General features: G+C 65.7%; 14 protein-coding genes. 10 read left to right on the top strand and 4 right to left on the bottom strand.

The genetic code is table 11. The annotated features are described in order from the left end of the window. The first annotated feature begins 37 nt into the window (after nucleotides 1–37). A complete protein-coding gene (locus QRN53_RS14565) occupies nucleotides 38–715 on the top strand; it encodes a DUF624 domain-containing protein (RefSeq protein WP_285244551.1) in 678 nt (225 codons plus the stop codon). A gap of 11 nt (nucleotides 716–726) precedes the next feature. Here the strand turns inward: QRN53_RS14565 and QRN53_RS14560 are convergent, their stop codons facing one another. Next, nucleotides 727–3,102, bottom strand: coding sequence for a glycoside hydrolase family 3 N-terminal domain-containing protein (locus QRN53_RS14560; RefSeq protein ID WP_285244550.1), 2,376 nt, complete (start codon nucleotides 3,100–3,102; stop codon nucleotides 727–729). A 277-nt stretch (nucleotides 3,103–3,379) separates the two neighbouring features. On the opposite strand from QRN53_RS14560, the gene QRN53_RS14555 reads away from it, so the two are divergent. The 6 genes from QRN53_RS14555 to QRN53_RS14530 all read left to right on the top strand — a co-directional run bounded on the left by QRN53_RS14555 (nucleotide 3,380) and on the right by QRN53_RS14530 (nucleotide 9,779). After that, complete coding sequence (locus tag QRN53_RS14555; protein WP_285244549.1) at nucleotides 3,380–4,513, top strand: Gfo/Idh/MocA family protein; 1,134 nt, start codon at nucleotides 3,380–3,382, stop codon at nucleotides 4,511–4,513. Nucleotides 4,514–4,542: 29 nt separating this feature from the next. Next, complete coding sequence (locus tag QRN53_RS14550) at nucleotides 4,543–5,511, top strand: DUF6807 domain-containing protein (RefSeq protein ID WP_285244548.1); 969 nt, start codon at nucleotides 4,543–4,545, stop codon at nucleotides 5,509–5,511. 2 nt (nucleotides 5,512–5,513) lie between these two features. Continuing rightward, nucleotides 5,514–6,245, top strand: coding sequence for a cupin domain-containing protein (locus QRN53_RS14545; protein WP_285244547.1), 732 nt, complete (start codon nucleotides 5,514–5,516; stop codon nucleotides 6,243–6,245). A gap of 35 nt (nucleotides 6,246–6,280) precedes the next feature. Beyond that, entirely contained in the window at nucleotides 6,281–7,306 is a 1,026-nt protein-coding gene (locus QRN53_RS14540) for a LacI family DNA-binding transcriptional regulator (RefSeq protein ID WP_285244546.1), read from the top strand. Between the two features lie 388 nt (nucleotides 7,307–7,694). After that, nucleotides 7,695–8,960 (top strand): MFS transporter, encoded by a 1,266-nt coding sequence (locus tag QRN53_RS14535; RefSeq protein WP_285244545.1) that lies wholly within the window; start codon nucleotides 7,695–7,697, stop codon nucleotides 8,958–8,960. Between the two features lie 18 nt (nucleotides 8,961–8,978). After that, nucleotides 8,979–9,779, top strand: a complete 801-nt coding sequence (locus QRN53_RS14530) for a putative hydro-lyase (protein WP_285244544.1) — start codon at nucleotides 8,979–8,981, stop codon at nucleotides 9,777–9,779. A gap of 122 nt (nucleotides 9,780–9,901) precedes the next feature. Here QRN53_RS14530 and QRN53_RS14525 read toward each other — a convergent pair whose 3' ends face one another. Continuing rightward, entirely contained in the window at nucleotides 9,902–10,294 is a 393-nt protein-coding gene (locus QRN53_RS14525; protein WP_285244543.1) for a VOC family protein, read from the bottom strand. Between the two features lie 272 nt (nucleotides 10,295–10,566). Here QRN53_RS14525 and QRN53_RS14520 point away from each other — a divergent pair, with 272 nt between their 5' ends. Both QRN53_RS14520 and QRN53_RS14515 read left to right on the top strand, forming a co-directional pair. Beyond that, a complete protein-coding gene (locus QRN53_RS14520) occupies nucleotides 10,567–11,925 on the top strand; it encodes a GmrSD restriction endonuclease domain-containing protein (protein WP_285244542.1) in 1,359 nt (452 codons plus the stop codon). Nucleotides 11,926–11,999: 74 nt separating this feature from the next. Continuing rightward, complete coding sequence (locus tag QRN53_RS14515) at nucleotides 12,000–12,722, top strand: excalibur calcium-binding domain-containing protein (RefSeq protein WP_285244541.1); 723 nt, start codon at nucleotides 12,000–12,002, stop codon at nucleotides 12,720–12,722. Between the two features lie 174 nt (nucleotides 12,723–12,896). On the opposite strand, the gene QRN53_RS14510 is transcribed toward QRN53_RS14515, so the two are convergent. After that, nucleotides 12,897–13,766 (bottom strand): universal stress protein, encoded by an 870-nt coding sequence (locus QRN53_RS14510; protein WP_350224174.1) that lies wholly within the window; start codon nucleotides 13,764–13,766, stop codon nucleotides 12,897–12,899. A gap of 373 nt (nucleotides 13,767–14,139) precedes the next feature. Here QRN53_RS14510 and QRN53_RS14505 point away from each other — a divergent pair, with 373 nt between their 5' ends. Further along, nucleotides 14,140–15,222: a TerC family protein gene (locus QRN53_RS14505; protein WP_285244540.1), complete on the top strand. Its 1,083-nt coding sequence runs from the start codon at nucleotides 14,140–14,142 to the stop codon at nucleotides 15,220–15,222. A gap of 37 nt (nucleotides 15,223–15,259) precedes the next feature. Here the strand turns inward: QRN53_RS14505 and QRN53_RS14500 are convergent. Continuing rightward, on the bottom strand, nucleotides 15,260–15,680 hold a 421-nt coding region (locus QRN53_RS14500), incomplete at its 5' end, for a hypothetical protein (protein WP_285244539.1).

The following is a 15,680-nucleotide window of genomic DNA, read 5'->3' as shown; positions in this document are numbered from 1 at the left end:
CGGCAGCGGGCCTGCCGTGGTGACCGAAAGGCAGTTGGTGGTTCAGAAGAAAGCGGAGTACGGTGCCGGCCCCCTGTTCAGGGCGGCCGGCGCCGTGGCGGGCGTGATGACGGGCTCGGCCCTGCTGGTGCTGGCCAACGTGCTGCTGCTGGTGGCATTGGCGGCGGCCCCGCTCGCAGGCGTTTGGCTGGTCCTGCCGGCGCTCGTTCCGGCCGGGCCCGCCCTGGTGGCGTGCATGTATGCGTTCAACCGGATGCTCGCCGGGCACGGGGGCCAGGTGTACCAGGACTTTATCCGCGGCTATCGGATGAATGTGGGCCAGGCCTTGCAGGTGTGGCTGCCGTACCTGTTGGTCCTGGCTGTCATCGCCGTTAACCTCGCGGGGCTGCCGTTGCTCGGGCCGGCCGCCCCGGCACTCCGGCCGGCGTTGGTGGTCCTTGCGCTGATCGTGGCCACCGCGGGCCTGAACGCGCTGCTGCTGCTGTCCCGGTTCTCGTTCCGGACCCGGGACCTTTACCGGCTGTCCCTGTACAGCTTCAGCGCCCGGAAACGGGTTTCATTAGGCAACGCAGGAATCCTGTTCGTCTCCGCCACGCTGCTGCTGATGACCACCACGTACCTGCTGCCGGTGCTCGCCGGGACGGTGGTGTTCCTGGTGTGCCTGAACTCCCGCCCGCTGCTGGCGCTGGTCGAAGAGAAATTCACCGCCGCCTAAGCCAAGAGGCCCTACAGCGGAGTAACCGTCACCGGCGTCAACATCTCCCGGTCAAAGCCCACCACGCGGCGCCCGCCGTGCAGGATGAGTTCGTGGGTGTGGATGTCCCGGCTGCTGGACGTTGAAACGTGCAGCTTCACCAGGCCCGGGGTCACCACGCGCTTGAGGTCCACTCCGGTGAAGGACGTCCGGTCCGCGTGCACCGTGAACTCCACCCGGGCCGATGCGCCGGCGGCAAGGTCCACCCGGGCGTAGCCAATCAATTCGCGGACAGGCCGCACCACCTCGCCCACCGGGTCCTCAAGGTACAGCTGCACCACTTCCGCTCCGTCAACCGGGCCGGTATTGGTCACCGTGCATCCCACGGTGACGGCGCCCGACGTCGTCATGGTGGGCCCGCTGGCCGTGTGGCAGGAAAAGTCGAAGGTCGTGTAGGACAGGCCGTGCCCGAACCCGAACAGCGGCGACGGATCCAGCGCGCTGACGCCGGACGGCCCGGCCAGGCGGCTGTGCAGGTAGGTGCCAGGCTGCCCGCCGGAAGTCCGCGGGACGGACACCGGCAGCTTGCCGGAGGGGCTCACGGCTCCGGTCAGGACGTCCCACAGCGCCTCGGCACCCTCCTCGCCCGGGAAGAACCCCTGGATGATCGCCCCGGCCCTGCCTGCGAAGTCGCCCAAGGCATAAGGCCGGCCGCTGAGGACCACCACCACGGTGCGCGTTCCGGCAGCCTCGGCCGCGGTGAGGACCTGGTCCAGCATGCGGTGCTGGTCGCCGGGGAGCCGCAGGTCGGCCGCATCGTTGCCTTCGCCGGAGGTGCCGCGGCCAAAGAGGCCCGCATTGTCACCCACCACGATCACGCAGGTGTCCACGCCTGAGGCCAGCCCGCAGGCTTCCTGGATCTGCGCGTCGCTGATGGCCTCGCACGTTCCGGTGGCCGCGGTCCGGATCCGGCCCCAACGCCCGGCGGCTGCACCGGCCACGGTGGGAACCCGGATCCCCATGGGCACATCGGGATGGGAAGCGCCGACGTGGGCGTCAAAGGAATAGCAGCCCAGCATGGCGAACGGGTCCTGCGCCAGCGGTCCCACTACGCCCAGCGACGCCAAAGCCGCCGCCGGCAGCGGCAGGCTTGGCCCGTCGTCGTGCGTCCTGTTGGTCAGCACCAGGGACTGTGCCGCGATCTCCCGGGCCAGTGCCCGGTGGGCCTCCGGGTCAAGGTCGATGGCACCGGCAGCCAGGGCCGGGGGAGCGGGGTCGAAGTCGGGCGCGAGCAGCCCCGCTTCCTGCTTCTGCCGGAGCACCCGCAGGAGCGCCGTGTCCACCAGGGATTCGGGGACCTCGCCGGAGCGCACGCGCTCCAGCAAGGGCGTGCCATAGCAGTTCACCGTGGGAAGTTCCACGTCGACGCCCGCTGCCAACGCGAGGGCTGCCGCCTCCCCGGAGTCGGCGGCCACGCCGTGCGTGGCGTTGAGGAACGCGATGCCGAAGTAGTCTGCCACCACGGTCCCGGCGAAGCCCCATTCGTCCCGGAGGAGGGAGGTGAGCAGGGCGCGGTTGGCCGCGGCGGGGACTCCGTCGGTGTCCGTGTAGGCGTGCATCACGGAGCGGGCGCCGCCGTCCTTGATGGCCAGCTCGAACGGGGGCAGCATCACGTCCGCGAGCTCCCGGGGGCCCATGGAGACCGGCGCGTGGTTCCGCCCGGCGCGTGAGGCGGAATAGCCCACGAAGTGCTTGAGGGTGGCCACGATTCCTGCCCCTTCCAGCCCTTGGACGTAGGAGCTTGCCACGGTGCCCACCAGGTAGGGGTCCTCGCCGATGGTTTCTTCCACCCGGCCCCAGCGGAGGTCGCGCACCACATCCAGCACCGGCGCCAGGCCCTGATGGACGCCCAGTTCCCGCATCTGGCCGCCGATCAAGCCGGCCATTTGGCGCACCAGCCCCGGATTGAAGGTGGCGCCCCACGCCAGCGGCACGGGGAAGGCGGTCGCTTTCCAGGCGGCCAGGCCAGCCAGGCATTCTTCGTGCACCTGAGCCGGAATGCGGAAGCGGGAAGCGGCCATGATCTGCTCCTGTGCGGCTGCCAGCCGGCGCGCCCCCTCGAGCGGTTCCAGCGGGACCGTCCCGTACATCCGGGTGATCTGGCCGAGGCCCGCGGAGATCACGTCCTCCCAGGAGCGGGCGTCGCCTGCCATCTCGTTTTGCAGCGGAGCCACGGAGTCGCCGTCAGTGGAGGCGTTCACCCACACACCCACCAGCTGGGCCAGTTTCTCCTCCAAGGTCATCTGCCGCACCAGATCGTCGACGGACAAGCGTCCGACGGCGGCAGGCGGCTCCATGCCCGCCGTACGTGAGGGGAGGGCTTGCTTTTCGGCGGCACCGCTGGTCACGGGCGTCTCCTAGGATCGGAAGATGTTTCTAAGAAAGTATCAGAAACTTATGTTTAGTTTCTAGGTGGAAATCCCTTGACTCTATAGAGCAAATCTTCCTACGGTTGAAACCGGGCCCAAATTGCGGCTGTGATGGCTTCCAGAAACTTCGCGCAACCTCCGGAAACTTTCTCAGAGACGCTGCCGGGCAGCGACAACACTGGCTGACGCCGGGTGGCCCTGAACTTTCACGGCAACAACTTCACTGCAACGACTTCACTGCAACGACGGAGAGAACATGCGGACATACAAAGTGGCCATTGTGGGCACCGGCGGGATCGCCGCGGTCCACGCGGACAACCTGGCGCGGACCGGCGGGCGTGCCGAGCTCGTGGCCGCGTGCGACGTGGACCGGGGACGGCTGGACGCCTTTGCCGGCACGCATGGGATTCCCGGCACGTACCTGACGCTGGCCGAGCTGCTGGCGGAGGCCCGGCCGGACATCATCCACCTCTGCACCCCTCCCATGCTGCACATCGATCAAGCCATCGAATGCCTCGAGGCCGGGGTGCACGTGCTCTCGGAGAAGCCCCCGGCGCTGAGCCTGGCGGATTTCGACCGGCTCGAGAAGGCCCAGGCCAAAGGCGGCGCCCAGTTCTCCTGCGTGTTCCAGCACCGGTTCGGGGATGCCGCCGCGGCAGCCCGGGAACTGATCGGGGGCGTAGGCTTCGGCCGCCCGCTGGTGGCCCGCTGCGATACCCTCTGGTACCGGCCGGACAGCTACTGGGACCTGCCCTGGCGGGGCACATGGAACGCTGAGGGCGGCGGCCCCACCATGGGCCACGGCATCCACCAATTCGACCTCCTCCTCCACCTGCTGGGCCCATGGGAGGAAGTCACCGCGATTGCAGGCCGGCAGGCACGTGCCACCTCCACCGAAGACCTGTCCGCCGCACTGGTCCGGTTCCGCAACGGTGCCGTGGCCACCATCGTCAACTCGCTGCTCTCGCCCCGGGAAACCTCGGACATCCGGATTGACTGCGAGTTCGCCACCGTGGAACTGGGCCACCTTTACGGTTACGCCACGGACAACTGGACCGTCACCGGCGCTCCAGGCCACGAAGACCAGGTCCGGGCCGACTGGAACAGCCGGCCCCTGGAGCGCGGCAGCGGACACTCCGCCCAGTTCCTGGCCATGTACCACGCGCTCGACGCCGGGCTTCCGCTGCCCGCCGGCGCGGACTCCGCCCGGCAAACACTTGAGCTCGCTGCCGCGATCTACGCGTCCGCCTTTACCGGCCGGGCCGTCCGCCGCGGCGAGATTGTCCCGGGCCACCCCTTCTACGGCGGGATGGACGGAGACGGGCTGGGCACCGCCGCACTGGACGCCACAGCCCTCAACGAAACAGCCTTCGACGCCGCCCGCGCCTGACACCCCAACCTGCCAAGGAGCCTCCCGCCATGCCCACCACCACACCTTCAACCGTCCATACTGCCCTGCTGGATGTTGCCGACGACGGCGCAGCCCTCACCTTCACAGCCGACGGCAAGCCCATCGCCACCTACACCTACCGGCCCACGGACGCCCAATACGAGAGCCCCCGCCCGTTCTTCCACCCGCTCACCACCCTCGGCGGAGACGACGTGACCATTTCCCGCCCCTGGGACCACGTGTGGCACAAGGGACTCTCCTGGGCGCTCCCCAACGTGGGCAGCCACAACTTCTGGGGCGGCGCCACCTACACCCGCGCCACCGAGTACGCCAACCTGGACAACAACGGCGCCATGGTCCACACGTCCTTCACGGGGATCGAGCACTCCGGCGCAGGGATCACTGCGTCCGAATCCCTCACCTGGACCTCCCAGGACGGTCAAGCGGTCATAGCGGAGGACCGCCGGTTCAACATCCAGCTGCTGGCTGACAGCGGTGCCGTGGAAGAAACCGGGGGTGCCTACGCCATCCTCTTCGAAACCCGGATGGACAACATCTCCGGGGCAGAGATCCGCATCGGCAGCCCCACCACGGAAGGCCGGCACAACGCGGGCTACGGCGGCCTCTTCTGGCGCGGTCCGCGGTCCTTTACCGGCGGGGAGTTCCGCAACCCGGACGGCGCGGGCACCGACGAGTTCATGGGCACCCGCTCGCCGTGGATCGCGTTCACGGGCAAGCACGATGTCAGCTGCCGGTCCTCCACCATCGCCTTCGTGGAAGACGGTTCAAACCCCGGCGCACCCAACCAGTGGTTCGCACGCTCCTCCATGTTCGCCTGCCTGGGTTCGGCGCCCTTCTTCAGCGAAGAGGTCCCGCTGCGCGAAGGCGAACCGCTGACATACCGTTACGCGGTGGTCATCGCCGACGGCGAGGTGGACCACCGCCGTGCCGCGGCGCTCGCAGCGGCCGCGCAAACTGCCCTTGGCACCTGGGCCTAAGCATGGCCTCGACGTTCCCGGGAGCTACCGGACTGTCCGAGATCAGCATTTACGACTGGCCCGGGGCTGACGGCGCCGCCGGCGGGTCCCCGCACGTGCACACTGCCTCCACCGAGGCGTACGTGGTGTTGGCGGGAGCCGGCCGGCTCGAGACCCTTGATTCACGAGGGTTCGCCACCACCGCTCTTGTGCCCGGGGTGGTCCTCTGGTTCACCCCCGGCACCGTCCACCGTGCCATCAATGATTCGGGGGACCTGAAGATCCTCGTGGTCATGCAAAACGCCGGCCTGCCAGAGCACGGGGACGCCGTGATGACCTTCCCGCCGGAGCACCTCACCGACCCTGCGGCTTACCGCCGCGTCGCGGCACTGGAGCACAAGGACGCCGACGCCGGGCTGGCCGTCGCTGAGGAAGCCGCGCGTCGTCGTCGTGATCTGGCGCTGGAAGGGTACCTGGCACTCAAGGACGCTGTCCTCGAATCCGGGCCGGCGGCCTTGGCAGGATTCCACGCCGCGGCTGCCCGGCTGGTGTCCGCCAGGGCCGGAGACTGGGCCGGGCTTCTGGCTGAGGGCGCAGCGCGGCAGGCGGAGGTAACCAGGCGGCAGCTGGTTTCTCTGGACACGGCGGAAAGTATCTATCTGGCGAACGCGAGAACTACGATGGGAAAACGGGAAAACCGCAGGATTTACGGCATGTGTGGCCGGATCCAGGCTTGGGAACTTTCCGATAACTAGCCCCGGGTGCTTAACCCGGGTGAAAGGTGGTTTCCGTGGTGAGCAAACAGGACACCGGGCGCGCGACAATCAGCGAGATTGCCCGCGAGGCCGGCGTATCCGTTCCCACCGTGTCCAAGGTGCTGAACGGGCATGCCCACGTGGCCGCGGAAACCCGGGCACGGGTGGAGGAGATCATCGCCCGTCGCGATTACGCGCGCCGCCCTGCCAAGCGCCGGCAGAAAGCCGGCCTGGTGGATCTCGTGTTCCCCGGGCTTGGCTCGGAATGGGCCCTGGAGATCATCGAGGGAGTGGAGCGGGTGGCGCAGGACGCCGGATACGGAACCGTGGTGAGCAGCCTGAGCCTTGACGGGTCCCGGATCCGGCCTTGGCTGGCCAACCTCGCGGAGCGGAAATCGGACGGCCTGCTGATGGCCGTGTACCAGCTGGACGCCAAACAGATCCAACGGGTGAAATCGCTGGGGATCCCGGTGGTCCTGATCGACCCTGTGGGCCAGCCGGGGCCAGACCTGATGACCGTGGGCGCGGCCAACTGGGAGGGCGGCTACTCGGCCACGGAGCACCTGCTCAAGCTGGGGCACAAGCGGATCGCCATGATTGGCGGACGCGAGGACCTGCAATGCAGCAGTGCCCGCGAGGACGGCTACATTTCCGCGCTGCGCCGGGCCGGCATCCCGCTGGACCCGGCCCTGATGGTGCCCGGTGACTTCTCGGGAGAGGCCGGCGAGGCCGCCACCCGCAAGCTGCTGGAACTGCCGGACCGGCCGACGGCGATCTTCACCGGCAACGACGACCAAGCCTTGGGTGCCTACCGGGCTGCGCGCTCTGCCGGGCTTCGCATCCCGGAGGACCTGTCCATCATCGGCTTCGACGACATTCCGGCCGCCGAATGGGTTGAGCCCGGCCTCACCACCATCCGGCAGCCGGTGGTACAAATGGCGGAAACCGCCATGCGGGCCCTGCTCCGGCACCTGGACGGCGATGAGGAACTGCCGCAGCGGATCGAGCTGGGCACGGAACTGGTGGTCCGCGGATCCACGGCGGCCCCGGCAAAACACTGATCGGGCCGCGGCAAAGTACTGAGCCGGCTCCCGCAAACTACTGACCCCGGCCCCGGGTTTCTCGGCTGCCCCGGCCCCGGATTTCTCGCCTGCCCCGCGATGGTTACTGTCCGTGCGCCCCGGGTATAAGCCCCGGGTGTGCGGCGCGGATGCCCGGCCGTGTTGGGCACCGCATGCCTCAGCGTGACCGGTACCCCGCAGTGTTGTAGGCCACATTCGGGTCTAGACAGATTGTTGAACAACTTCTAGACTGAGGAACACCTCGGGGCACATCCACAACCCCGTCCATAAGGATTTCCACACCGCAGATTCCAGAGGGAACTCCTCTGCCACTACTGCATTTCTTCGCTACTTTTCGGGCAAAATGCCCCCAATCCATGAGGTCGTCATGACAAAAGTACAAGAGATCGGCTCCAACGAAGACGTTGGCAGATTTGCTTGGTATAAAACGCTGGGAGACCGAGGCCGCAAGGCCTGGATCGGTGCTTTCGGCGGCTATGCGCTCGACTCCTACGATTTTCAGGTACTGCCCCTCGCTCTCGTGGCGATTGGTACCTACTTTCACATCTCAACTGGCCAAGCCGGCCTGCTGACCACTGTCACCCTCGTCATTTCGGCGGTCGGCGGTGCCCTCGCCGGCATCATGGTGGACCGGATAGGCAGAACCCGGACCCTCATGATCACGGTCGCCTGCTTCGCCGTGTTCACGGTTCTATGCGGCTTTGCCACCAGCTTTGAACAACTATTGGCGTTTCGTGCCCTGCAAGGGCTGGGATTCGGTGGCGAATGGGCAACCGGGGCGATCCTTGTCGCTGAATATGCAAAACCCGAATACCGCGGACGGGCCGTGGCCTTCATCCAGAGTTCCTGGGCCGTCGGCTGGGCACTCTCAGTCATTTCCTACACAGTGATATTCAGCTTCGTGCCGTCAGACATGGCCTGGAGGGTCCTGTTCTGGACAGGCGCAATTCCAGCAGCGCTGCTGCTTTTCGTGCGTCGAAACGTCAAGGATGCAGACTCCGCGACAGAGCGGCGACTCGCCAATCCCTCCCGCGGCGGGTTCTTTCACATCTTTTCCGGCCCCCTCGGCCGGACCACCTTCTTCGCGTCACTTTTGGCCACGGGGGTTCAGGGCGGCTACTACACCCTGGCATCCTGGGTGCCGACCTTCCTGAAGACGGAAAGGGGCCTGAGCGTTGTGGGCACCGGCGGCTACCTCGTGTTCTTGATCTCCGGAGCGTTCATCGGATACATTTCCGGCGGTTACCTAACGGACAAGCTCGGGAGGAAGAAGACGTTCCTTCTCTTCTCGATCCTCTCGACCCTCATTATTTTCGCCTACGTGAACATTCCGGCCGGTGCGAACACCTTGGTTCTCGTCCTGGGGTTCCCCCTTGGCTTCTTCACCTCTGCCATTTTCAGCGGCTTCGGGGCATTCCTTTCTGAACTTTATCCGTCCCATCTGCGCGGAACCGGGCAGAGCTTCACCTACAATTTTGGCCGGGCTGTTGGGGCCTTCTTCCCGGCGCTCGTGGGATTCCTCGCGGGTAGTTGGGGGCTGGGCGGAGCCATGATATTCGGTGCCGGGGGCTACGCCATCGCGGTGCTTGCATTGCTTGGTCTACCTGAAACCAAAAACCGCGAACTCGCCTGACAGATCCGCTAAGGAAAAATGAAATCCCTGGACCTCCTAAGAGCTCGTACCATCACCCCCGACGCTGCCCGGGCCGGCTTCCGGGCGGGAACTTCGGTCCCCACCTCGGGTTGGGCTGCAGGTTATACGCAGGTCAATATGATCTCGGTACCTTCAGACTGGGCCTACGATGTCTTGCTGTTCTGCCAACGGAACCCCAAACCGTGCCCGGTACTCGACGTGACCGACCCCGGCTCCAGGACAACGACGCTGGCTTCCGGCGCGGACTTGAGGACAGACCTCCCCCTCTACCGTGTCTGGCGCGACGGGCGCCTGGAGGGTGAAACTCCGAATGTGCTTGGCGAGTGGCGCGAGGACCTCGTTACGTTCCTCATCGGATGCAGCTTCACGTTCGAGTCCTTGCTGGTGAAAGAAGGAATCCCGCTCCGGCACGTGGAGCAGGGCAAGAACGTCTCCATGTACGTCACTGATATTCCCTGCCGGCCCGCCGGCCGTCTGCATGGCCCAATGGTTGTCTCAATGCGTTACATCAACGCTGACCTTGTGGAGAAGGCGGTACAGGTCACTGGGCGCATGCCTGCCGTGCACGGCGCCCCGGTTCACATCGGCAACCCCGAGGCCATCGGCATTCGGGATCTGGACCGCCCGGACTATGGTGATGCCGTAACTCCACAGAAGGATGATGTTCCCGTGTTCTGGGCTTGCGGAGTCACCCCTCAAGCTGCGCTGATGGAGTCCAAGCCGCCATTCGCCATTACCCACGCGCCCGGATACATGCTCATCACAGATGCCGCCGACTCGGACTACCAGATCTTCTGAACCCTCGGCAGCGACCGGAAACAATGCCTCTTCCGGCGCTGGCCTCGATGAATACCGCCCCAACCGTCGCGGACGGGTGGGGCGGTACGGTCGCTTTGAGGTTGATGCGCGGGTGTCCCCGGTCAGGCTTTGTGCGCGTCCCGGACTGCCGGCGGGGTCTGTCCCTGCATCACCCAGCGGTTGCCATCGGGGTCGCTGAAGTAGGCGAACAGGACCCCTCCCAGGTCCTGGATCTCACTGATCTCCGCCCCGCGGTGGACCAATTCCTCCCGGACCGCCGGGAGGTCCGGGACCACCAGCTGAAGGCCCTCCAGGCTGCCCGGCGCCATGGCAGTCATGCCGGTCCCAATCACCACCGAGGCGGCGGAACCCGGCGGAGTCAGCTGGACAACACGCATGCCGGGAATATGCTCCACATCGTGGTCCAGCACAAAGCCCAGCTGTTCCGTGTAAAAAGCTTTGGATCTCTCGACGTCGGCAACCGGGACCTGGACAACCTCAAGGCGCATCTGCATGCGGGCCACTCTACCGTTGCCCGGGCCGGCGGGAAACGGCTGTCCGGTGCCGCGTCCAGCCATCGTCCCGCCGGAATTATGACGCCCGGAAACGCTCCTTCCTCAAGGTTCCCTCAAGACTGGCTTAATGTTTGCCGAGTAATCCCGGAGACGGTAAAACCCCAGGTCACGGGGCCGTAGGTTCAGCGGCATCGAGTCTTGCAGGGCTTAGCAGAAGGCCCGGCAAACAGAAGGGGCGCCGAATTACTTGGCCTCCTCATCATTGGGGAAAAATGTCCGACCACGAGACCCTCTTGGGGGTTGATCCGTCCGCGCCGGCGCCGAAGCCGCCGCGGAATCCAGGCGCTTCGACGTTCATCATCGGAGCTGTTACCGCCAGCTTTATGCTCCTGGGCGCACTCAGCGGCGGTATTGGAGGCGCCCTGGTCTTCCTGGGCATCTCCGTGGCGCTGACCGGTCTCTACGTCCTGCTCACTGGGCGGCGCTCCTGGGCCTGGCTGCCCGCGAAACGCAAGGCCGGCGGCGTCGCGATCGCCGCGTCCCTCGCCCTACTCATCGGTGGTGCCGTGGCGCTGCCCCGCGTCCCAGCCGCAGACCTGGAGGCCGCCTCGGCGGAGAGCAGGGCTACGGCAAGGGCCGCGACAGCGAGCCTCACTGCTCCACCCGTTGCGCCGCCGTCGTCCACTCCCACTCCTGCGGCCGCCGACACCGGCGAACCGCTGGATCCGGACACCCCGAATGCCGTGGCTCCGGGTGCCGCGGTGGCAGCGCCCAACGCCCAGCCCGCCTACGCCACCAAGGCGATCGAGCTGCTGGCAACGCTTCCCATCAAGGGGCGGGCTCCGAAGACGGGATATGACCGGGCTCAATTCGGTCAGGCATGGGCGGATGTGGACCGGAACGGTTGCGATACGCGCAATGACATCCTCAAGCGGGACCTCACCGGCATCACGTTCACGAACAGCGTGCCGTGCAAGGTGCAGGCCGGCATCCTCGCCGATCCGTACACAGGCACCACTATCAGTTTCGTGCGCGGTTCCGCGACGAGCACCGCCGTGCAGATCGACCACGTGGTGGCGCTGAGCGATGCCTGGCAGAAGGGTGCCCAGCAGTTGACCGCCGGGCAGCGGACGGCGTTCGCCAATGACCCGCTGAACCTGCAGGCGACCGACGGGCCCACCAACCAGCAAAAGGGCGACGGCGACGCCGCCACCTGGCTGCCGCCCAACAAGGGGTTCCGGTGCGAGTACGTGGCCCGGCAAATTTCCGTGAAGGCAACGTACGGGTTGTGGGTGACCCAAGCCGAGCACGACGCGATGGCGCGGATCCTGGGCGACTGCTCCGGGCAGCTGGCACCGACCAACCAGCAGGCGCCGGTCGCTGCTGTTGTTGCTCCTTCGCCGGCTACTGTGGCCCCTGCGCCAGTTGCCCCCGCGCCGGCTCCGGCGGCGCCCGCCCCTGCTCCCGCTCCTGCTGCCCCTGCTCAGGTGGCGCCCGTTCCCGCGCCGGCCGCTGTGTATTACGCCAACTGCACTGCAGCGAGGGCCGCCGGGGCAGCGCCGATCTATGCGGGCCAGGCCGGATACCGGCCCGCGCTGGACCGCGACTCCGACGGCATCGCCTGCGAGTAGGCGCTCCTGCCCGGGATTCTCCGGGCCCTCGACCCACCATCACCATCACATCACACGCATGCCTAGGGGGAATCATGAAAGAAAACATCAGGCCCGCAGCCGGCAGGTTGAACAAGACGCTGGCCCTGGCCGTGCTGACCGGGCTCATGTTGACCGGTTGCGGCGGCGGCAAGCAGGCGGCCGTGGAGCCCGCCTCTGCCGCCACTGCGACAGCAACGGCTGAAGCGTCCGTTGCGGTCCCCGGCGTCGTAGGACTGACCCTGGACAAGGCGACCGATCAGCTGGAAAAAATTGGCTTCAAAGTTGAGGCGAAAGACACCATCGACGGCAAGGCCCTCGGCGCAGCCAAAAACTGGCAGGTGCTGAGCCAGGACCCATCAAACGGCACCCAGGCGGCAAAGGGCTCCACGGTGCACCTTGGGGTGAAATCCCTGGAGAAGATCGCCGCTGAAAAGGCCGCCGCCGAGAAGGCGGCAGCTGACAAGGCAGCTGCCGACGCAGCCGCAGCCGCAGCTGCGAAGGCCGCTGCAGACAAAGCTGCGGCGGACAAGACTGCGGCTGATCAAGCTGCTGCTGCCAAAGCGGCAGCAGACCAAGCTGCCGCTGCCGCGGCCCAGAAGGCAGCCCAGGCCCCGGCACCTGCTCCTGCGGCAGTTCCGGCTGCGCCGGCCCCGGCGGCTTACTACGCCAATTGCACTGCCGCGAAGGCGGCCGGTGCCGCCCCGCTATACAGGGGTCAGCCCGGTTACAGGTCGGCTCTGGACCGTGACGGCGACGGAATTGCCTGCGAGCGATAGAACCGGGACAGGACTGAAACAAGCCCGGGAGGCCTCGTCAGCGCGGGGGTTTCCATGGCATTCCTGTATTCGGGTCTGAGGCGGCCCACCGGCCACCCGGCTATCCCGCGACCTGGACGTCGTCGAAACGACGGCGTCCAGGTCCCAGGGCCGGGCACCCACCTCCGTTTTGGCTTAGGACTCGTGCGCTGCCTTGGCGGCGGGCAGGCGCCGGGAGACGAGCACGGGACCCTGGGCATGGTGGAGGACGGCATGCGCCGTGGAGCCGATGCTTCCCGTGATCAGTCCGTGGCCCTTGATACCGACGACGGTGAGGCGCGCACCCCGGGATGCATGCACGATGGCGCGGGGTACTGAGCTATCGGTCAGGAGTCGCCTTTCAACCGCGAGGCCAGGTGCCATCTCCCGCGCCTTGGCGACAGCCGAGTCCAGCAGCGCCTCGGCCGCTGCGCCGGGATCGACAGGGCCCCGGACAAGCCGGTAGCCGGCCGGAACGGTCCGGACGTGGATGATGACGAGCCGGGCTACTGCCGCAGCGGCGGTGCAGGCATCCTCGAGTGCCGCCGTCGACCCCGGATCATCAACGGCCACCACCACCGGGCCGTCCGGGTCTTCGCCGGGTTTGATTACGGCCACGGGACACGACGCCGTGGCTGCCATCTCCAGGCTAACGGAGCCGATGAGCAGGCCCAGGAATCCTCCGAGCCCACGGCTTCCCAGGACCAGCATTTCCTGGCCCGCGGAGATCCTGGCCAGATGGACGCTGGGGCTCCCCGGCAGCAGGCTGGTCAGGACTTCCACCTCCGGGGCGGCTTGGCTCGCGTGATCGACGCCTTCCTGCAACGTATTTTCCGCCGCGTGCTGAAGCCCGCTGTCCTTGATGCCGGGGACCGGACCGAGGTTCTTAGTCAGCAGCGGCCACAGTGTGCAGTGCACCAAATGCAGCGGGACCTTGCGCCGGGTCGCCTCCTTTGCGGCCCACCGGACCGCCAGTGCAGCCGGCTCCGACCCGTCGTAGCCCACCACGATGGTTTTGGATTGCACGATGCCCCCATCTTCCGGTGCGGCCGTCACGTCGTCGTGGAAGCCCAAGTTTGGTTGTCCCTAGTTTGGTTGTCCTATGCCGAGCCTAGGACGGGCTGGGCTCACGGATAGGGCCAAAGTTCCCAAGACTGACTGAATTGGGGTGGATGGCACTATCGTCCACGGACCCGCACCGGCCCCGGGCACCTGTATGGATCAGCCTGGATGTGTGCAGCCGGCATACGTTAGAATCGACGTATCAAGGGGAGTACTCCCGTCTGTGATTGGCCCGTCAATACGGATGCAGCGAAGCATCCCGGGCCGTCGGCTCCGGATCAGTCCGGGCGGAGGAGACCTTGGCGTATTAGTCAACGCCAACCCTTGGAGTACCCAAATGCAGGTAACACCACTGATCTGGATCATCACCCTTGCTGTGACAGTCCTCTTCTTTGTTTACGAGTTTTTCGCGCACGTGCGCAAACCCCATGAGCCTTCCATTGGTGAATCGGCACGCTGGTCGGCCTTCTACATAGGCCTGGCCGTCCTGTTTGGAGTTGGCCTCGGCATGGTGTCCGGCTGGTCCTACGGTGGGGAGTACTTCGCCGGCTACCTCACCGAGAAGGCCCTCTCGATCGACAACCTGTTCGTGTTTCTCATAGTGATGAGCGGGTTCGCTGTCCCAAAGAAGTACCAGCAGAAGGTGCTGATGATCGGCATCGTCATTGCCCTGATCCTTCGCGGCGGCTTTATCGCCGTTGGCGCGGGCCTGATCGAGAACTTCTCCTGGATCTTCTATATCTTCGGTGCGCTGCTGCTCTTCCTCGCCTACAAGCAGGCTTTCGGCAGTCACGATTCCAACCCCGCGGACGGCAAGTTCATGCAACTGGTACGGCGCGTACTGCCGGTCACCGACGAGTACCACGGCGATAAGCTCACCGTGAAGCAGAGCGGCACGCGCTTTTTCACCCCGATGATGCTGACCATCATTGCCATTGGTTTCGTGGACCTGATCTTCGCCGTTGACTCCATCCCGGCCATTTACGGGCTCACCAACGAGGCCTACATCGTTTTTACCGCCAACGCGTTCGCCCTGATGGGCCTGCGCCAGCTGTTCTTCCTGATCGGGGGACTGCTGGAACGGCTGGTCTACCTGGCCCAAGGCCTGGCCGTCATTCTTGCCTTCATCGGCGTGAAGCTTGTCTTCCACGCACTGCATGTGAACGAACTGTCCTTCATCAACGGGGGCCAGCCGCTCCTGTGGGTCCCTGAGATCCCCATCTGGTTCTCGCTGCTGTTCATCGGGGCCACCATTGCCGTAGCCACGGTGGCCAGCCTCATGAAGACCCGTGGCGATAACGACCGGAGTGGGCGCCATACGGTCGAAAGCGGCACGGTTGCTGCGGCATCAGCGGATGACCCGGAAGCTGACGTGCGCCCGGATGAGGACATGAGTCCCGCGGCCGGTTCGCCCAAGTAACCGCTGTGACTCACTGCATAAAATGTAGATCCGGCGACTAAGGTCGGCTACCAGCGCCGGGGGCTTCCAGGATCCGTGCACCTGCAAGGATTTTGGGGCTACCGGCCACCGCGGAAAGCCGATTTGCGGTGCGGTTGGTGGGCGTGTATTGTTTTCTGAGTCGCCGCCGCTGATGCGGAAAAATAGCGACAGAAACCCCTTCTGAACCGCCTAAAAAATGGCTCGCCTTCGTGGTGTGCCTGGTAGGTGGGGCTGGTTGTGAGGACCTGAAATCAGCGGAAACGCTGATTTGCAGTGATCCTGATGATCGGGTAAGTTTGGAAAGTTGCTCCGGAGCGATCCTGAACGGAATTGTTTGGGTGGTGCTGGGTGTGTCTGTTGTTTGAGAACTCAATAGTGTGCCAAGTTTGTTGATACCAATTGTTTTATTGATTGGTTGTTTTTGCTGTGCCGCCACC

Source organism: Pseudarthrobacter sp. fls2-241-R2A-127 (genome assembly GCF_030209355.1).
GTDB lineage: Bacteria > Actinomycetota > Actinomycetes > Actinomycetales > Micrococcaceae > Arthrobacter.
Note: the sequence above shows the minus strand (reverse complement) of the source record. Positions and strands in the feature narration are given on the sequence as shown.